This window comes from Synechocystis sp. FACHB-908, from assembly GCF_014698595.1.
Lineage (GTDB): Bacteria > Cyanobacteriota > Cyanobacteriia > Cyanobacteriales > Microcystaceae > Synechocystis.
Genome location: NZ_JACJTH010000038.1, coordinates 70,569 through 90,848 on the forward strand (window position 1 = coordinate 70,569; position 20,280 = coordinate 90,848).

The 20,280-nt window shown below is 49.0% G+C and carries 13 protein-coding genes and 1 pseudogene; 2 read left to right on the forward strand and 12 right to left on the reverse strand.

The window, feature by feature from the left end:
* Window positions 1-5: 5 nt before the first annotated feature.
* From H6G46_RS14880 to H6G46_RS14935, 12 genes are all read right to left on the reverse strand, one after another.
* Window positions 6-1,628: an NAD(P)/FAD-dependent oxidoreductase gene (locus H6G46_RS14880; RefSeq protein WP_010873283.1), complete on the reverse strand. Its 1,623-nt coding sequence runs from the start codon at window positions 1,626-1,628 to the stop codon at window positions 6-8.
* A gap of 44 nt (window positions 1,629-1,672) precedes the next feature.
* Window positions 1,673-2,527 (reverse strand): ABC transporter substrate-binding protein, encoded by an 855-nt coding sequence (locus H6G46_RS14885; RefSeq protein ID WP_010873284.1) that lies wholly within the window; start codon window positions 2,525-2,527, stop codon window positions 1,673-1,675.
* Window positions 2,528-2,568: 41 nt separating this feature from the next.
* Complete coding sequence (locus H6G46_RS14890; RefSeq protein WP_010873285.1) at window positions 2,569-3,627, reverse strand: virginiamycin B hydrolase Vgb; 1,059 nt, start codon at window positions 3,625-3,627, stop codon at window positions 2,569-2,571.
* Between the two features lie 61 nt (window positions 3,628-3,688).
* Window positions 3,689-4,147 (reverse strand): hypothetical protein, encoded by a 459-nt coding sequence (locus tag H6G46_RS14895; RefSeq protein ID WP_010873286.1) that lies wholly within the window; start codon window positions 4,145-4,147, stop codon window positions 3,689-3,691.
* Between the two features lie 385 nt (window positions 4,148-4,532).
* A complete protein-coding gene (gene gcvT, locus H6G46_RS14900; RefSeq protein ID WP_010873287.1) occupies window positions 4,533-5,651 on the reverse strand; it encodes a glycine cleavage system aminomethyltransferase GcvT in 1,119 nt (372 codons plus the stop codon).
* 168 nt (window positions 5,652-5,819) lie between these two features.
* On the reverse strand, window positions 5,820-7,730 hold the full coding sequence (gene dnaK / locus H6G46_RS14905; RefSeq protein WP_010873288.1) for a molecular chaperone DnaK: 1,911 nt from the start codon (window positions 7,728-7,730) through the stop codon (window positions 5,820-5,822).
* A gap of 205 nt (window positions 7,731-7,935) precedes the next feature.
* Window positions 7,936-10,080 (reverse strand): IMS domain-containing protein, encoded by a 2,145-nt coding sequence (locus H6G46_RS14910; RefSeq protein WP_010873289.1) that lies wholly within the window; start codon window positions 10,078-10,080, stop codon window positions 7,936-7,938.
* Window positions 10,081-10,267: 187 nt separating this feature from the next.
* A complete protein-coding gene (locus H6G46_RS14915; RefSeq protein ID WP_010873290.1) occupies window positions 10,268-10,603 on the reverse strand; it encodes a hypothetical protein in 336 nt (111 codons plus the stop codon).
* An 88-nt stretch (window positions 10,604-10,691) separates the two neighbouring features.
* A complete protein-coding gene (locus tag H6G46_RS14920; RefSeq protein ID WP_010873291.1) occupies window positions 10,692-11,186 on the reverse strand; it encodes a hypothetical protein in 495 nt (164 codons plus the stop codon).
* Window positions 11,167-12,783 (reverse strand): uroporphyrinogen-III C-methyltransferase, encoded by a 1,617-nt coding sequence (cobA, locus tag H6G46_RS14925; protein ID WP_010873292.1) that lies wholly within the window; start codon window positions 12,781-12,783, stop codon window positions 11,167-11,169. Before cobA ends, H6G46_RS14920 begins: the two co-directional genes overlap by 20 nt.
* Complete coding sequence (locus tag H6G46_RS14930) at window positions 12,711-17,792, reverse strand: hypothetical protein (protein WP_010873293.1); 5,082 nt, start codon at window positions 17,790-17,792, stop codon at window positions 12,711-12,713. Before H6G46_RS14930 ends, cobA begins: the two co-directional genes overlap by 73 nt.
* 408 nt (window positions 17,793-18,200) lie before the next feature.
* Window positions 18,201-18,785, reverse strand: coding sequence for a TIGR04376 family protein (locus tag H6G46_RS14935; RefSeq protein WP_010873294.1), 585 nt, complete (start codon window positions 18,783-18,785; stop codon window positions 18,201-18,203).
* 234 nt (window positions 18,786-19,019) lie between these two features.
* Between H6G46_RS14935 and H6G46_RS14940 the strand changes: the two genes are divergently transcribed.
* Complete coding sequence (locus H6G46_RS14940) at window positions 19,020-20,093, forward strand: dynamin-like GTPase family protein (RefSeq protein WP_010873295.1); 1,074 nt, start codon at window positions 19,020-19,022, stop codon at window positions 20,091-20,093.
* Window positions 20,094-20,168: 75 nt separating this feature from the next.
* Window positions 20,169-20,280 (forward strand): annotated as a pseudogene (locus H6G46_RS14945) (IS4 family transposase); the annotation flags it as partial.

The window sequence follows — 20,280 nt, forward strand, 5'->3', positions numbered from 1 at the left end:
TCTACTCAGACGTCAACTTTAGCAAAAAAATCCAAGGCGATCGCCTCTGCTACCTTAATGCCATCAATGCCAGCGGATAAAATGCCCCCAGCGTAACCAGCCCCTTCCCCAGCAGGGTAAAGGCCAACGGTGTTAATGCTTTGGAAATCATCTCCCCGTTTAATGCGAATGGGAGAAGATGTTCTAGTTTCCACCCCAGTTAACACAGCATCATCCATGGCAAAACCCCGGATTTTTTTATCAAAAGCAGGAATGGCTTCCCGCAAAGCGGCGATCGCATAATCGGGCAAACTTTCCCCTAGGTTGACTAGTTTTACCCCCGGTTTATAGGAAGGTAGAACGAAGCCAAATTTAGTGGAAGGCCGATTGGCTAGGAAATCCCCCACCAGTTGCCCCGGTGCTTGGTAGTTTTCTCCCCCCAACTGGAAAGCCCGCTCCTCCCAAAATCTCTGCAAAGCAATGCCCGCTAAGGGATGATCTGGATAATCCACTTCCGGAGTGATGCCCACCACAATGGCGCTGTTAGCATTGGCTTCATCCCGGGCGTATTCACTCATGCCGTTGGTGACTAATCGACCTGGTTCCGAGGCGGCAGCCACCACTTTTCCCCCCGGACACATGCAAAAGCTGTAAACCGATCGCCCGTTTTGGCAATGGTGAACTAATTTATAATCGGCGGAACCAAGGCGGGGATGGCCAGCTTGCGTCCCAAAACGACATTGATCTATTAAAGATTGAGGATGCTCAATGCGAAAACCAATGGAAAAGGGTTTTGCTTCGATATAAACTCCCCGTTCAAATAACATTTTAAAAGTGTCCCTGGCACTATGTCCCACCGCTAGCACCACATGGTTAGTGGCAATATAATCGCCATTTTCTAGGGTTACTCCCTGCACTTGATTATCTTTGATATTTATGTCAGTAACATGGCTTTGAAAATGAATTTCTCCCCCCAACTCTTCTATGGTGGAGCGCAAATTTTGCACAATTTTAACGAGGCGATAGGTGCCAATGTGGGGACGATTAATATAAAGAATTTCTGGATCGGCTCCGGCCTTAACAAATTCCTCCAACACTTTGCGACCGTAATGGTTTGGGTCCCGCACCTGACTGTAAAGTTTGCCATCGGAAAAAGTTCCTGCTCCCCCCTCCCCAAACTGCACGTTGGATTCAGCATGGAGTTTTCCTTTCACCCAAAAGCGAAATGTGTCCACACTGCGGTCCCGTACCGATTTGCCCCGCTCCAAAATAATCGGTTTCAGACCCATCTGGGCCAGTAGTAAACCGGCAAACATGCCACAGGGTCCCGTGCCAATCACAATGGGCCGTTTTCCCTCAAATTTTTGATCGGGCTTAACCTGGGCAACAAGTTTATAGGTTGTATCAGGACTGGGGATTATTTGGCGATCGCCGGCCAATTTGTTCAGTAGTTTTTGCTCTAGGGGCGTTACTACATCAACAATGTAAACCAAAAGAATTTGCCCCCGTTTGCGGGCATCATAACTACGTTTAAAAATGGTGTAACTGGTTAATTCTTTGCTGCTAACACCTAACTTTTTTAAGATAGCCTCTTCCAAAGCTATATCGTCATGGTCTAGGGGTAGTTTGATTTCACTAATGCGTAACATTTAAGAAACTTACTGAATAGGCATTTTTTTTGAACTCAGTCTGTTTATGGAGAAACAACCGCATCATCGACCGCATACTTTGTGATCAATTCCTGGATACATCCACTTTTTTTTAGTTCACTGATAAAAGACTGGAGATAGCTTAGCCCTTGGGGGCGGCCTTTTCCTGTGGCCATGGCCTGATGAATAATCATAAAAGATGTTGATAAAATCCTTAATCCACCATAGCGCTTCATGTCCGCCACCAACTGGTTGCGAATTCCTGCCCCAACTGGAAATTTGTGGGCGAGCATAAAACCTGTTACCTCGGGAGATGTCGGGGCCTGGACGAGGTGGGCATGGTGAATATTCCGATCCAAGAAAAGGTTATAAACACTGTTCTTGCCAACAACTATCTGAATGCCGGCACGATCCACATCAGCCAGGGTTAGGATTGGGGAATCTTGTCTGACGATATAAGCACCTTCAATTTGAATGTAGGGGTTGGTGTAATCTACACTTTCAGCCCGCCAAGGATCCACCCCAAAGAAGCCAATATCAGATAAATTTTTACTTACCCTTTCAAAGGAAACAGCCGCAGCTTGGACTACGGTAAATTCACTGGGAACCCCTAGCCCTTTTGCCAGTAAATGGGCAATATCAACGGAGATACCAAAAGGGCCAAAGTCATCAGCTTCGGTTGCAAGAACATAGTTGCCAGTATTAATGGCAACCCGGAGTGTCCCTGTGGGAGTTAGCTCCCGAATGGCCGCAGTAGATGGCTGAGGCAAATTGGTTGCTTGGCAAGTCGTCGGCGCAAGGGGAGGGACAGCCTCAGCATGGGCAGAGGTTTGCCCCAAACCAAGATAGAGCGGACTGGCTAGGCCAAGGATTAGTAAACATTTCCGAAATAAATTCATAGGCGATCACCTTGGCATAAGTGATGAGCAGCGGTGAATGTTTAGGGAATACGTTCAAATAAAACGATTTGATCAACACCCTGCTGTCCAGCCCAAATTTTGTCTCCAACACCGTTCATCTGTAGAGTCTGTACATTCTGTTTATTGCCAGGAAAAACCGTAAATGACATCGTCTCTGGATTAAATTGATGGATTGAATTCGTTCCAAAATCAGAACTCCAGACCCGGTCTTGGTTATCCACATAGGTCGAATAGCCCCGGGGCCCTAAGCCTGGCAGTTTATAAGAATCCCAACTCTTATTTTGGGGGTTAAAGCGCATCAAAGCCCCATTTCCCCAAGTTGTGATCCAAATATGACCTTGAGAATCAGACCAAATTCGGCGGGAGCCATTGGCCTTATCATCCGGAATCGGAAAAACTTCCGGGAGATAGGTTTTCGTATCAATCCGAGCAATGTAATTCCCCGCCAAACTAGTGTACCAAACTTCCCCCTTGGGAGTTGCAGTCATTCCATAGGGACCAAATCCCTGGGGAGCAGGGAAAATTTTCATATCTCCAGTACTCGGATCTAAGCGTCCGTAATAGCCATTTTGAGCCGTAAACCAGAGAATCCCCTCGCCATCGAATACTGGGGTATTTAAATTGCCGTAACCCATACTGCCGGAGAAGGGAGGGAGTTGAAAAGTCTTAACTTCATGGGTTTTGCGGTCAAACCGACGAATGGCATTGGATTCATCACAGATCCAAAGTCCTCCATCCGGGCCCATAACTACACCATGGGGATGGGAACCAGTCCCCAATGGATAAAGTTTTACTTCGCCGGTTTTAGGATTGAGATGCCCAATGACACCAGACCATTGCCCATTAAACCAAACCGACCCATCGGGATCTGGGGCAACATCCCGGGTACCAATGCCGGGAACAGTGGGATAAATGGTAACTTTATAACGACTGGCATCATTGCCGATCGCCTCTGGTGCTGGAATCCCAGATGTTTTGTAGGTTGAGGCCGGCACGGGAGCCGCTAGGGCGGCATCAAAACTAGCAGGCCAAGAAAGAACTAGGGCAATTAGTAGGGATTTAGCTGGAAAGGGACTCATGGCAGTTATCTCAGTTACTGTAATGGTTGTTATGAACGATGGGCGGGAAACGATGGGCAAACTAACCGCAGCCAATGGCTTCTAGGTCGTAGGTAAACCCTTTGGACTGGGGATAAAGGCGATAATTTTCCAGAATCTTGACATTAAACACATCCAGAACTTTCCCAGGCTGATTAACTTGTAACGGCCCCCAGACAATTGGATTGGTGGAGTCTGGGACGAAAATTGGGGCACCGGACTCAAAAATGGTGTCGTCTGAATATCGAGCAATTAACTGGGTTGGATAACTAGCCCCATCGGTTGTCACAGGGGTGAGCTTGATCGTAACGGTAGATATTGGGCGAGTAATCAGAAAATAGGTGTTGCCATGGGAGCTAAAACCAAGCTCAGGGCCGATGGTCACTCGAACGGTGTTGCCCGCAGTGGAAGATACCTGGGGAGGAAGTGGTGCACAGGTTTCGGCGGCGGCTGTACCAGCAAATAATACAGCGCAGATCATAAAAATTAAATTAATTTTCATTGAAAGAAATAATGTACCTTAAATTGACGTGAGTTCGAGATTAGGACTTACTGAAAGCCTTGTCTTTAATCAAGGTTTTCCTCTCAGAACGTGTTTGAAAAGCGCAAGACTAGGTATTTATCCCCCTAAATCCCACTTAAAAAGGGGGACCTTTGTCACAGTTCCCCCCTTTCCAAGAGGGGCTAGGGGGGATTAAACAGCCAAAACTCAACTTTTTAAACGCTTTCTCGGGGCAACCGAAATAGAGCCAGCAAATCCCAACATTGTCAATTTTATTCGTACACGCTCCCACCATGGGTTCAAGGCGAACTAAATAAATTTAGGGATCAAACAAAGTCTTTGATTTACTGAGCTTTCTCATTTTTAGCCTTACCCAAAACTCAGGTTAACGAGGTTTTTGCTCGGAACGATAAAAGAGCTTTTTCACAACTTTTATGCCATAAGTTTTACCCCGAACTTCCACTTCCAATTCCTGGCCCACTTTGGCCAGTTCCGTGGGGACGTAACCCAAGGCGATCGCCTTTTGCAGGGTAGGAGAAAGGGTGCCACTGGTGACAATGCCCATAATTTCGCCGTTGTGGAGAATAGGATAATCATGGCGGGCAATTTGTTTTGCCAACATCTCCAAGCCCACTAAACGTTTTTCCACTCCATTGGCTTTTTGTTCTGTCAACACCGCACGACCAATGAAATCCCCTTTACTATCAAGGTGTACCAACCAACCCAAACCTGCTTCCAGGGGCGTTGTTTCGTCATTCATATCCTGTCCATACAAACCCATGCCAGCTTCCAACCGTAAGGTATCCCTGGCTCCTAAACCGCAGGGAGTAACACCTTTTGACCCGAAAGTTTGCCAGAGTTGTTTTCCCACTTCTGGGGAAACCATAATTTCGAAGCCATCTTCCCCGGTATAACCAGTACGGGCAATGAAGGCTTTTTCCCTGAGAAATTCTGCTTCCAAATGGCCAAAGGCGGGTAATTCACCTAAATTCTGATCCACTAAAGGCTGCAAAATTGTAAGTGCCTCTGGGCCTTGGAGGGCAATTAAAACCTTTTCCCTGGATAAATCTTGAAAATCAATCTCTTCAGGTAAATGCTCCAGTAACCACTGCTTATCCTTGACCGTCGTGGCGGCATTAACAATTAAAGTTACCCGTTCTTGTCCTTCTGGGTTTTTGCCCTGGTCATAAACAATAATGTCATCAATGATTCCCCCTTGGGCATTCAACAACACAGTGTACTGGGCTTTACCGGGAGTTAAACGGTCTAAATCTGAAGGCACTAAACTTTGCAATGCTGCCAAAACCTTCTGTCCAGTCAGGACAAACTTCCCCATATGGGAAATATCAAACATCCCCACCTTTTCCCGCACCGCTTGGTGTTCCTGTTTTAGCCCAGCAAATTGTACCGGCATTTCCCAACCCCCAAAGGTTGTGAGCTTGGTAGTTTGTTCCGTAATGAGGTTGTAAAGGGGAGTACGCAAGGCAGGGAAAAGATTGGCCACAATGGTTCCAGGAATCAAAAATCAAAGAAATCAGCAAGTCCTTTCTGCATAATAGATTTTTCCTAAAAAAAGCACAAAAAATCCCCCTGGTTAAAGGAGGATTATCGAATCTGATTCCCCCAGTATTGGGGGCTAGGGGACTTTCAATACAGGTTTTAAAACCCAGACCTATTTCTCCGGCTCAGAGAATTCCGCATCGATGACATCATCGCCACCGCCACTGCTAGTTCCCGCTTCAGGGCCAGCACCGGGAGCGCCTACCCCAGCCTCTGCTCCAGCCTGTTGGTACATATTGGAACCAATGCTGTAGAGAACCTGTTGTAGTTCCGGCATCACCGTTTGGATTTTGGCATCATCTTCCTGGGCTACAGCTTCCTTCAGGTCTTTGATTAAACCTTCCGCTTTGATTTTATCAGCGGCGGGCACTTTATCGCCCAACTCGGTGATTTGTTTTTCCGCTTGGTAAACGAGGGAATCCGCTTGGTTTTTGCGGTCAATTTTCTCCCGACGTTCTTTGTCAGCGGCGGCGTTGGATTCAGCTTCCTTCACCATCCGGTCTACTTCCGTATCAGGCAGGGTGGAAGCCCCGGTGATGCTGATGGACTGCTCCTTGCCCGTACCCCGGTCTTTAGCAGTGACATTCAAAATACCGTTGGCATCAATATCGAAAGTAACTTCGATTTGAGGTACGCCCCGGGGAGCAGGGGGGATACCATCTAAGCGGAAGGTTCCCAAGCTCTTATTGTCATTGGCCATTTCCCGTTCCCCTTGGAGCACATGGATTTCCACGTTGCTTTGACCGTCCACAGCGGTGGAGAAGGTTTCAGATTTTTTGGTGGGGATGGTGGTGTTGCGGGGAATGATTTTGGTCATGACGCCCCCTAGGGTTTCTACGCCCAAGGAGAGGGGAGAAACATCCAGGAGCAGAATGTCTTTGACTTCCCCAGAAAGTACACCCCCTTGGATAGCAGCTCCGACGGCCACTACTTCATCGGGGTTAACTCCTTGGTTGGGATCTTTGCCAAGAATTTTCTTTACCACTTCTTGCACGGCGGGAATCCGGGTGGAACCGCCAACAAGAACGATTTCATCCAGGGCAGATTTATCGATTTTGGCATCCCGAATGGCATTTTCCACGGGAATACCACAACGATCAATCAGGTCGGAGCAAATTTCTTCAAACTTGGCCCGGGACAGGGTGGTGTCTAGATGTTTAGGCCCATCCTGGGTGGCAGTGATGAAGGGCAGGTTAATTTCCGTTTGGCTCACGCCGGAAAGTTCGATTTTGGCTTTTTCGGCCGCTTCGGTTAACCGTTGTAGAGCTTGCTTATCCTTACGGAGGTCGATGCCCTCGGCCTTCTGGAATTCACCGGCCAGGAAATCGACAATTTTTTTGTCGAAGTCGTCCCCTCCCAGATGGGTATCCCCAGAGGTGGCTAATACTTCAAATACCCCTTCCCCTACTTCGAGGATGGAGACGTCAAAAGTACCGCCCCCTAGGTCAAACACCAGAATGGTTTCGTTATCCTTTTTATCCAGACCGTAGGCTAGGGAGGCAGCGGTGGGCTCGTTAATAATTCTCAGGACTTCGATCCCGGCGATTTTACCCGCATCTTTGGTGGCTTGCCGTTGGGAGTCGTTAAAGTAGGCAGGAACGGTGATGACGGCTTGGGTAACGGTCTCCCCTAGGTACTTGCTGGCATCGTCCACCAATTTCCGCAGCACTTGGGCAGAAATTTCTTCCGGGGCAAACTGTTTTCCTTGGGCTGGGCAATCTAGTTTCACATTGCCGTTGCCGTCTTTAACTACGCTGTAGGCAACTTCGGTGGCTTCATTGGTAATTTCATCAAATTTACGACCAATGAATCGTTTGACAGAATAAAAAGTATTGCCCGGGTTCATCACCGCTTGACGCTTGGCAATTTGCCCCACTAGGCGATCGCCATTTTTGGCATAACCAACCACCGATGGGGTCGTGCGAAAACCTTCTGCATTGGCGATAACAGTGGGTTTACCCCCTTCCATTACAGCCACACAGGAATTGGTAGTACCGAGGTCAATCCCAACAACTTTTCCCATAATTTTAATTAACTCCCGTTAACAAGTAAGAATATAAGACACAACGATGGGCCGAAAAGCCATGGTTCCAATCCATTGCCTGGGGCCGACACGTTCACACTCTTATAGTGACGGTAGGGGCTTAGTTCTCGGAAGTGCAGGTTTCCGTACCTATGGGGGCATCTAGCCGTATGCCATTGGTCAAAAGGGGAGTTAACGCCACGCACTAACGGGGGCCATTTACCACTTGTATTTGGTCAATTTTCCAAACCCCTTGGTGTCGTACTAGCTGATAGCGCACAGTCAAGTCATCTTTGGTGGCGGAGCCCTTCTGCTGTTGATTACCTAGGGTAAAGGGCTGGCTAATTTCTTCTACCCGGGCAGTAACGGTGGCTCGGTTGGGGTCTTGGGGGTTAACTTGATAGGCTAAAATCTGCAACTTGTGTTCGTATTGGTGATAGACCTTTTGGGCTTGATCCCGTTGGGCCCGACCCCGTTGTTGGGCAAGGAGATTGGGGGCTAAAACACTCTGCAATGCCCCGACATCGTAGTTTTGGCCAAAGGCTAACTTTTTACTATCAAGCCAGCCTTGTACTACCATCTGACCCACTTGCTGATTGAAGTTGGGTTGACTGAGAATCAAATTCCGGCTCGTGGCTTCATCGGGGATAAATTCTGAAGGTTGGTCCAGGAAAACATCTAGGGGGTCTTCTAGCAACCCACCTAGGGGATCGCCAGTACGATTGATAATTAGGGCAGTTGCCCCCCCCACAATGCCTGCTAGGCAAAGCAGAAAAATGCCGAAGCGCACCGGCTTGATGGTCACCCGTTTTTTGCGTCGCCGGGGAGATTTATGTTTACTGGTGGATTCTGGGGCGGAGTTACTGGAAAAACCGTTGCTAGTGCTATCCCCGCCAATACCGTTGGTGCCCAAGGAGTGGGTGTCGTAGGCGATCGCCGGAGATAGGGTGGTGACGGCCAAACCACTGGAATTGTCGGCGCTGGGGAAAACATCGTCTCGGGAACGTCTTGGACTGCGTCCCCGTCGTGAGGGAACGGTGGAGGTCAAAGGGCGATCGGGAAGGGCGGCGGAACTATGTACCATGGGAGTTTCCGATTCCGTTGCGGTGCTAAGGAGGGCAGGGGAGGCAAAAGAATTGTCAGTGGTGAAGGAATCCGGCTCTAGTTGTTCTAGATACTGCTGAACGGAGGGATTATTGAAATAGGCCTTGGGGGAAAGGGTCTCCGGAGAAAGATCCCTAAAGTAGGGGACAATTTCTTCCTCTAGCCACTGCTCAGTGAAAGTATAAAAAGCAGTTAAGGGGTCTTCCCCCGTCGCTAACTTAGATTCGAGGCCAGCTACTATTTTCGGATCTCCCTGGTCGATCGCCGCCAGAACAACTTCCGTTTGACCCAATAATAATTCACAAATTACCTTTTCTAGGGCCAAATCTTGACAATTTTCCAACTGTATAATCAAAGATTTTGCTTCGACAATGGCCATGGGGTCCTGTTCCTTCACTCCCTCAGCCATCAGACTATGTACTGCCAAATAGCTTGCTACTAAAGATGGCCGTTGACTTTCGGGCAAAAATAGGGCGTTTTGCTCGGCCACTGTGAGGTGACAGCGTAGTTGGTGGATGAATTTTAGAAAGTCATCATTTCCCAATCCGGAATAATCTTCCCCCTTACCTTCAATGCCGCCCCGGTCCTGCACCATCGCTTGCAACAGAGCTAGACCCTGCTGACGTTGCTCCTCCCCTTGCCCCTCCTTAGCCAAAAGTTCGAGGATACGGTAGGGTCGCAGACGGTATAGTTCCTGACGAATTTCTGCTTCCAAGGCGGGGAAGTCATTATCCTGTTGCAACCGAGCTAGGGCCTTAAGACTGGCGGTGGCGGCAAATTCATACTGCTGTTGTTGCCAACGTTCCCGGCTCAGTTCCCAGTGGGCCAAAATTACCGAAAGCAAATAGTCCTGGGGCAGGCCTCCCGCCGGAGGGTTGGGATCGTGGAGTACTGGCTCACCATACTTAACCACGAGTTCGTATTCCCCCAAATCCAACAGGATCAACAGGGCTCCAATTTCTTGCTCTGGGCTACATTCCAACTCCGGGGTAGTGAGGGGTAAGGCCTCCCCCAGGGCTTCATCCATGGCTCCCCACCATTCTTGGTCGTATGCCTGACGTTTTTCCGGATCCCTCAGGGTTTCATAGGCGATCGCCAGTAATTGATTGCGGAGAGTAACTGCGGCGTCACTAAATTCTCGCCGGGGTAATTGTAAAAGGCGATCTTGGTAGGCCTGCTCAATGGTTTCCCCACCACTCTGGGGAGGAATGCCTAAAATACGATAAAAGTCGAGGGGGATAAACACCGGAAAAAGCCTTGGCAGGACAGGTTCAGTTTAAAAGCTTATGGGGAAATAGCACGGAATAGCACTGACGGTTTCTGGGGAGTCGGAAGACATGTTAAAGGCTAATACCATACTATACGACAGCTTTTTTGTGACTAATAATTCCAAAAAAAACCAAAAACCTGCTTTGCCAGCCTAAATCGCGCCCTCAAAACGATTCTAGTCCTCCATCGTCCCCGGGAGCTTGCCAGGTGGCCACCGACCGCAGGCTAAGGGGAATAACTTCATCACAGGGAAATTCCAGCAGGGTTTCGGATGTCATCAGATAACCAGAATTAAGAAAAAACAGCAATAGTCTCCCCAGGGCTACCCACACCACTTCGTCGAACTCCCAATCTCGACCCCGCCCGCTGTGACAGGCGATCGCCTGGAGGGCCCAAAAATAATTATTCCGAACAATGGAACCACCTTTTTTGTAAGCTGGCAAATCTTCAGCGGCAATCACCAGCAAATCCGCCGCCGCTAACCAACATTTCATCAACACCTCAACTAAGGAAACAGTGCAACTACGGAAGATCAGGGAAAAGTAGAGGGAATAAGCTCAATGGTGCTCAAAAATTAACCTAAACAAACTAGAAATCCACCACCGCTTCCACCTTCATGGTGTTGTCAATGGTAGCCTGACAAACCACCTGGGCTGGGGTGGCCCGACAGTTCCCTGTGGCCTCCGTTAAAGTTTCGTCAACAATGCCATCTTCCGCAGTCCAGAGAAAAGTACCAATGACATTGTACTGATTGCTATTGATTTTGCCATTGACCAGTATGGGGTCGTCATTGTATTCCAGCACGAAAGAAAAACCCATGACATCGCCATCGTCGTAGTGGAAATTAATAGTGCCGTCCCCCTCCGTGATGGAAAGCTGATTACAGTCCATGGCCATTTCTTCACTGGGATCGGTGAGTTTGACTGAACATTGCTGAGCTGCAAAGGTGGTTTGGCTTTGGACACTTTCTTGAAAAATTGTCTCTTGGCTACGGACGACGGGGGCAAACAGCATCCCCCCCAAGGCGGCCATGGCCGCCATCAATGGCAATGGAGAGGCAAGGTCACGGATTTTGGTAAACATAATTAGTAATGGCCCCGGTTAGGCCTTCTAGGGTGTACTCCGTTGCTTCAATGTCCACCCGACCCAATTCCCGTAAACAGCGTTCGGAAGTTTGGGGGCCAATGGAAGCGATTTGGCAATGGTTAATTAGGGAACGCCAATCTTGGTAACCGTTAGCTTGGCTAGTCTGGGCCAACAGTTGCCGAAAATGGCTGACGGTTTTGGAACTGGCAAAGGTGATCACATCCACCGTTTGATTAACGATACTTTGCCACACTTCTTCGGGCATATGGCCAGGGCAGGCGGATTGATAGGAGGGGACTTCCGTAACCAAGGCTTGTTTTTGGCTCAATTCTTGGACTAATTGGGCCCGGCCACCACTTTCCACCCGGGGAAAAAGTATTTTTAGTCCTGCTGGGGAGTGGGGAAAATGTTCCACCAGGGCATCGGCAATGAAATCCGGGGGAATGAAATCTGGCTTGAGACCAAATTTTTCTAGGCTTTGGGCGGTCTTTTTGCCCACTACCGCCAACTTTAATCCCGCCAGGGCCCTACTGTCCAAACCGTGGTGTTGCAATCTTTGAAAAAAGAACTCCACCCCATTGGCGGAAGTCAGAATTAGCCAGTCAAAATCCCCCAACTTGGCGATCGCCTGGTCGAGGGGTTGCCAGTCCTTGGGGGGCACAATTTCCAGGGCAGCCATGGCTAAGACGGTGGCCCCTTGCTGGTGCAAAAGCTCGGTAAACTGGCTCGCTTGGTCGGCGGCCCTGGTAACCAGAATAGTTTTTTCGGTCAGGGGCAGGGGAGGCAAGGCGGGAATAATCCTTTGACTAACAACATCTCCAATGACAATTACCGCTGGGGCGAGGGACTGTCCTTGGGTTTTTTCCACCATATCAGCTAGGGTTCCTTCCCAGGTTTGCTGTTCCGGTCTGCCGGCATTTTTAATCACTGCCATGGGGGTGTGGGGAGATTTACCTGCTCGGACTAACTCATTGACCAACAACGACAAATTTTTGGTCCCCATGAGAATTACCAAAGTGGGCAATTGGGCCAGGGCAGGCCAAGGCCAACGGTGGGGATCATGGCCGTCCATGACAAAAAAACCCGCCCCGCTATCTTTGGCTGTGAGGGGAATGCTTGCTAGTCCTGCCCCGGCGATCGCCGAGGAAATTCCTGGTACTACTTCATAGGCACAATGGTGGGTCACTAGGGTTGCCAATTCCGGCATAATGCGGCCAAAAATCCAGGGATCACCGCTTTTCAGCCGTACTACCTGTTTGCCCCGTCGGTAATGGTCCACCAATAACTGATTAATTTTGGCCTGGGGAGTGCTGGGTTGTCCCCCCCGTTTGCCGACGAAAATTCGCTCACAATCTGGCGGCAGGAGATCAAAAAGCTCCTGGGACACCAAGGCGTCATAAATTACCACATTTGCCCTACCCAACACGGCGATCGCCCTTTGAGTCAGGTAGGCCACGGGCCCCAAGCCAGCCCCCATCAGATAAACTTTGGCTCTGGAATCTGTACTTAGCATTGTAAAAATTAGGTTACTTTCGCGCCGGGGCGATCGGCCGGGGACACCAAGGCATTGTGGGTGAGGTAGTTTTTCAGCCATTGTCCACCCTGGCTCAGGAGTTGGGGCAACGTTTTCACCGGCCAAAGCTTGGCCGTACCATCGGCGGAGGACGTTAAAACCCAGCGACCATCAGGACTAAATTCTGCTGACCGGACCCAATTGCCATGGCCCTCCAGGGTGAGCAACTCCCTTCCCGAAAGGTCCCAAAGCCTCGCAGTGCCATCGTTGGAAGCCGTGACGAGCATTTGTCCGTCAGGACTCCAATCCACAGTACCCACCAAACCTTGATGGCCGTATAGTACCGCTACCGTTTTACCACTGCGGTCCCAAAGCCTAGCGGTATGGTCGGCGGAGACGGTGGCGATCAAATTTCCCTCGGGGCTAAATCTGGCCTGGTAAACAATACTTTGATGGCCAGCTAAGGTTAATAGGGGGCGACCAAGGAAATCCCAGATCCGGGCGGTGTTATCCACGGAGGCTGTCAGTATGTAACGACTGTCGGCACTAAATTGAGCAAAATACACTGGTCCTTCATGGCCCCGGCATATGCCCACCTCCCGGCCGACAATTTCCCAGATGCCTGCAGTATTGTCATCCGACGCGGTAACAATGAATTGGCCGTCGGCACTAAACTCCGCCGCAAAAATATTTTTTTCGTAGTGCCTCAACACCGCTAATTCCCGGCCGGTATTATTCCAAACCCGTGCGGTGCCGTCTTTGCTGGCGGTGACAATGTATTGGCTATCGGGACTAAATCTCACATTCAACACCGCGTCCTGGTGCCCCCGCAGAACAGTCAATTTTTTGCCCAGTACATTCCAAAGTTGGGCAGTTTTATCCGCCGATCCAGTGACAATCCATTGGCCGTCCGGGCTAAATTGACCTTCCCGCACCCAGCCTTGGTGATCTGCTAACACGGCAACGCATTCCCCCTCTGTGGTCCAGAGACGGGCCGTTTTATCCCTGGAAACAGTCAACAGGCGATCGCCTTTGGGATTGAAATGGGCATTGCGTACCCAATGGCTGTGGCCAGTGAGGGTGATGGTATCTTTTTGGGAAATGTCCCATTGACGGGCGGTTTGGTCGGCGGAGACGGTGAAAACAAAGCGACCATCAGCACTAAAATCAGCGTCGTAAACTTCTTTTTGGTGGCCCCGCAGAATGGTGAGCAAAGTGCCTTCCTTAGTCCAAAGTCGGGCCGTATTGTCGGTGGAATAGGTGACAATTTTTTGGCCGTCAAGACTGAAACGGGCTCCATGGATATTGTGGTCATGGCCCCGGAGGGTGCCCAAGCATTTGCCATGGCGACTCCAAACCCTAGCGGTGCCGTCACTAGAAGACGTGATGATGTGCTGGCCATCGGGACTCCAAAGGGCATTGTTAACCCAGTTTTGGTGCCCTTTTAAAACAGCAAAACATTGACTACTCAGATCCCACAACCGGGCAGTGCCATCGGCAGAACAGGTCACAATCCATTGGCCATCGGGGCTAAATTGGGCATTGCGGACCCAACTGGTATGCCCCTGGCAGAGGCCAATTTCCCGACCTTCTAGATCCCATAACCGAGCCGTGCCATCCCGCGAGGCAGTGAGTAAAATCTGTCCATGGCAATTGAATTCAGCATTGCGGACCCAGTCGGCGTGGCCCTGGCAGAGGGTGAGTTGTTCCCCAGCAAAATTCCAAATGCGTGCAGTGTTATCTTGACCACTAGTAACTAAAAACTGATGATGGGGACTAAAATGCACACTCCTCACCCAGTCTTCGTGGCCCCTGAGGGTTGCAACTTCTTCCCCATGGCGTTGCCAAAGTTTAACGGTGTGGTCGGCAGAAGCGGTGGCAAAGTATTGACCATCGGCACTCCAGTCCAATGCCGTAATGGCTTCTTGATGTCCCCGCAAAACGTTAATCAGTTCGCCGTGAAAAGACCAAAGGTAAGCGATGCCATTGGTGGTGGCGGTGAGCACTAAGGGGGGAGTGTTTTCCATGGAAGGGCTAATGCGCAGAACCGTAACAGGCCCCTCATGGTGGCAACGGTTACATTCATTAATCCGAGCCAAAATGCTGTGGAGAGAAAGCCAGGGAGCCAGGCTGGGATATTGCACCAGAGGGGTTTCCGGTGTGACTAATTTTTGTAAATCCTGCCCAGTTTTGACCGCCGCCAGCAGAGCCTCTAGGGGATAGACGAGAAATTGTTTGAGAATAAACTGGCATTGCTTTTCCAGGTTGATCCCAGCCACTAATTTTTGGTATTGCAATTGGGCCGCTTTCAATTTTTGGGCGACCACCTGTTCCTCTGCACTGGAGCCGGCCTCCAACTCTGCGATCAAATCCTCGTTGCCCTGTTGGCGATCGCCAGGGGATGGGGCGATTAAATTAGGATTGGATTTACTACCGCGGCGGCCAGCATTAATCAGTGCGGGGGTAGAAATAACGGCACTTTTCCCCTGGAGAGCATGGGCTAAATGAGTCGTACTGAGACGGTAATAGGGTAATGTGGCCTGGGAAATCACAATGATTAATCTGCCCCGGAGCAATAGGGTCAGCAGTAACTGCAATTGCTGAATGTCTTCTTGGGCAAACTCCGGCGGGTTATCCGCGGCCGGTTCAGGGGCAGAATAGAGCGCGGCTAGTAACTGATATTCGGTTTTGAGACAAAGAGCTTGCTGTCCATCGGCCAGGCTTTTGAGTAACTGCAAGGCCTTTTTGAGCAGATGGGGGGGTAAAAAAGCCAAATAGGTTTGCACAGCCAAGGTCAACCATTCATCTAACTTTTTACCCTGGTAATCCGCTGACTTAGTTACCTGCTCCTGTTCCAAAACGGTTCCCAACAGTTGCAAATCAATGGGATGGAGCCAGGGCTGCTGTTCTCCATTGCCTTCCATGGCTAGATCTCCCAAAAACTGGGACTGTAGGCTTGGGGGCCACGGATGGCGGCATTGGGCCATGGCTTGGGTTAGCCAATTCTCGGCCTGCCCTAGGGTGGGGGGAGAGAGAGTTTGGTATTGCAGGGGGGGCAGGGAATGTTCTTCCCCCAGTTGTCCCTTCAACTCTTCATAGAGGTCGGCGATCGCCGTTGGGGGCACAGAAATTAACAAACGCACACCCTGGGACGGACTGGTGGTCAATAGCCATTGCCACAGTACTTGGGCCAATTCCTGCTGACGTAGGGAAGGACTTTTTTGCCAAGGTAGGGAGCCGTTTTCTCCGTCCAATACCAACAGCAAGTCCAAAATTGGTAGAGCTTGCAGGGCAGACACCAACTCCGGGGTTGTAGCTTGCCCCAAGGAAGGCAGACTAAAGCTTTCCCCTAGGTGGACCCATAACTTTTCTGCCCAGTGGGGAGTAAAATCCACCAAAAGCACCCGCTCCGGGGACATTTGTTGCAACACTTCCCCCGCCAACCAAGAAGTTTTGCCCACCCCCGGCTCCCCCGTTAGCACCAAAACTGGCGTGGGCTTTTGTTCCCAGACCTTTTGCAGGTCCTGCCAAGTAAGGGAAACCATCGTTTTTGACTGCACAGCAGACCGAGCCTCCGCCCCACCTCCCAACATTTTTTCTGGTGCTAGGGGATGGCGGCAAATGCGTTGTTCTGGCCAACAGGGAAGGGGCTTTGGACCAATGAAGGCCCGCTGACCTAAACGGTATTCCCTGGCTTGATATTCCTGGTCAATGGCCAGGGCCGCCAGCCAATCTTCCAACTGCAAGTAACACTCCCTTAATTCCACCAGAATGGCTAAGTATAGCCGGGGATTATCTTCAAAGGACACCAGGGTTTGGGCCTGGCGCAGAGTCATTAAGGATTCCCTAATCTGGTCATTGGCTAACTGTACCCGACCGGCAAGGTAATGCAAATTTGCCAAGCAGGGGCGATAATCCCGCTCTTCAACCTGCTTAGGCCTGGTTTCAAAGGCTCTTTTTAAAGCTTCCTTGCCCTCATCAAATTTCCATTGCTCCACCAAGGCTTCACAAAGGTAACTGTGGGCTAGGGAAATTAGCCCCTGTAATTCCAATTCGGTCCAAAGCTTTTCCTGATTGCGCTCCGGGGTGGTGTCTGTGGCGGCAAAGGGGGAAAGTTGATAGAAAAAAATCAGGCTGTTTTCGGCGGCCTGCCGCAGTTGCTCCCAGTCTTCTAGTCCTCGCAGGATTTCTCCTAATAGGTTGAGGGTTTCCCCATGGGTGAAGTGCCATTGCTGGTTTTCCAGGGCGGCGATCGCCGTTTGGGCATAATTGCGGGTTTGTTGCCAAAGTTGATGGCCGCGACTTTTTTCTCCGTAGGCTTGGAGTAGGAAAAGATAGCCCAGCCGCAGACTCAGCCAAATAATTGCCTCCGTATCTCCCAGCAGTTCCCAGACATCCAAACTCTCCCGATAGTGGCACTGGGCCTGTTTTCGGCCCATTTCTCCCCGGCTTTCCCGCGCTAAACCCTGGAGAAGGGATAATTTCGCCTGCAGAAGGCTAATCGGTTCTAGTTCGAGGTTTTGTTTTTGGTCAACAATTTCGGCCAACCAATGGGGTAAATTGACCAGCATTTCCTGGCGTTTCTCCGGAGCCAATGGTGATGGTTCTAACCACACACACTGCCAGAGTTCATCGGTGCACTGCTCCAGATCCCCCACCCCCAGGCGCAGATCTAACCAATGGCTTTTGCCGTCCAAGAAAGTCTGTAGGCCGCGAAAAGCTTCTTCAATGGTGGGGTCAACTAGTACGATCCAATGGAAATGTCTTTCTCCGCACCGTTGTTGTTTTCCCAGGGCTAATTGGGTTAAAAAAGTTTGGGGATCGGGCTCTTCCGTCAAGCCGGTGATCAGGATAACATGCCCCGTAAACTGCTCCCATTGTTGCAAAACCCTAGCCAGTTGCTCCTTTTCCCCCGCATCAAAAATTAAGACGTCACCGGCGATCGCCGTTGTGTACCAATCTTCCACCCACGTGAATTGACCAGCTAGGCAAAAGTAAAGGTTATCCTGGATCGCTGGTTGCCCAACCCGGTCAGCGAGGGATTGCAAAAGTTCTTGTTGCTGGGTGAGGCAAGATAACATAACAGTCATCGGTGTGAAGTTAGTACAATTATGGGCAGGGAAAAGCCTATTCGACCTGTAACATTTTGCTTAATTGACGGTGGGCACTGTGACAAGACTGGGCAAGCCTAGTCAAAAATAGCGAGGAAAGCCCTAGGCGTTAGCTTCAATTCTAGTGACAATATGTCAGCGTTGACACTGCCAGGGACGGGGATAGGGGGGACTAAATCACCACTAATAACCCGGCTCATTATCCCGAATTTGCCATCAAACCAGGCGGCAAAGTTTTTACCAAACAAATTCGGGCGGCTTTTTCCGCATTTCATCTCTGACAAAAATGGCTGGGCTGTATATTTTTCTCTTTACTACCAAGGCTTTGGCTACCTAACTAACCATCTCTGGTCACATTTGCCACAGTCAATTCTAAGAACAAGAAAACTATTTAGTGGCGTTGCGTTTTAAGCGTTCCAATTCCTTTTCCAATTCCCACTTTTTAAATTCCGCTTCCAGGGGGTCTAACTCCCGGCGATAGGTTTCCCCGGTACTGCCTTGATTCCAGCCCATGGTGTCCGCCGCCCTTCTTTGGGCCTCGGATGCTTTTTGCTCGGCGGCCATTTGTTTAGCCTTTTGTTGTACTTCCTTTTGCCGTTGCTGAATTTCCTGGAGCAAACTTTGGGCTTGGCTAATCCGTTGTTCTGTCCCCACCCTTTGTCCCCACACCTGATTGCCCTGACGCAGTAAGGTAGCTTCCCTTTCCTGGGCCCTTTGGGCTAAATCTTCTCGGCCAGCAGCTTTAGCCTGTTGAATGCGGCTATGCCAAGCCTGAATATCCTGAGCTAGGTTGAGAATCTGGGCTTCTTGATCTTGTTTTTTCCGCTGTAAATCTGTCAGTAGGCGGCGAGCGTCGGCTTCCTGTTCTTTCAACTGTTCCAACAGAGCTTCCAACTCCAAATGGGGGTTGTTCTGTAAAAACTCTTCCAGACGGTCTTCTAAAAAACGGCCGACATCGTCAAACAAGCCCATTGCTACAATCTTCCCAAAAATCTAGTAGGTGCCTTAAAAGCTTTGTCCTACTCCAAGATACCTTGTTTTTTCTTCCCCCATCGCTGGGAATTAACCAAGCTCCTGACTCTTTTTTGGCGATCGCCAAACTTCATAAAAATTCATGTACCAAAGATACTTTTCCCTAAAATCTGAATTATCCTGATAGGCAAACTCGGTTAAGTCTGAGCTTTCCGGCGTTAGAACAGGTACACGATGAATATTGAAGCTAAGCTAAGTCAAGCTCGCTCCTGGCTGGATGAATTGGGTAATGCCATTTCTGATCTGGTGGGGGTTGCGTCAGAAGTATTTGAGGATGAGAAGCTCAAGCAGGATTTGGCAGATTTTCGCCGAGCCTATGATCAGGCAGTGCTGGATTTGGCTAATCCGAGTTTACGTATTGCTATGATCGGCACAACTTCTTCGGGAAAGTCAACGATTGTTAACGCTTTAATTGGCCGACGGATTGCGCCTATTGAAGCGGGGGAGATGAGCGGCGGTGTTTTACGGATTAAACATGGTGAAGGCAGTCACTTAAAGATTGAGGAAACGGAGGGCGCAGTCTGGGAAACGGGAGAATGGTCAGGTTTGAGCGATGAGGAAATTTATAACCGCATCCATCAAGTCATGCAGAAGTACCATGAGACTAAAAAAAGGAAAATTTACATTTCACCTCAAATCGAAGTTAGATTACCACTTTTACCTGGTTATGACAGAGCATTATCAGGTTTACCTGAAGAACTAGCTATTGAATTTGTTGATTTACCAGGATTAAAATCTATCAAAGATAGCAAAAATCTTAAAGTAATCCAGTCTTTAGTTGGAAATGCTTTCTGTCTTGTTGCTCTTGATTATTCTCATGTAGATGAGGAGCATAGGCAAGTTTTATTAAATGAGCTAAAAGACGTTGTTGAATATCTACATGGCTCTACTGAATCAATGATTTTTATACTTAATCGAATTGATCGTCGAAGCTCTGATGATTTTCCACTAAATAAACGCGTAAATCTATTGAAAGATGAAATTAAATCAACTTTAAAACTGTCTAGTAAGCCATATATTATGCCGTTAAATGCTCTTCTTTTATATAATGCTCAATGTGCTTGGGGATATAATTTTACTGATAATTCTTTAAATTGTCATGAGAAATTTAAATCTGACTTTATAAAAAATCTTTTAATAAAAAGTTCTGAAATCATACAAATAAAAGCCCTGGAAAGTGAAGATATTAAGCTTTTTTCGTGGTTTACACATCTTAGTTTATCATTTGCTCAGAAGCAGAAGTGTTGAACGATAGTTATAAAGAGAAAAAAAGCCCTTTAAAATGATAGAATAAAGGGCAGAAATATTAGAATAATTGAAGAGATGATATCAAATTTTGGACATATTGTCAAAACTTATCTATCTAATTTTCCTAAAGATGACTACCCAGTATTAGACACATTTAAGTTTGTGAGTATCTGGTTAGGATTAGTGT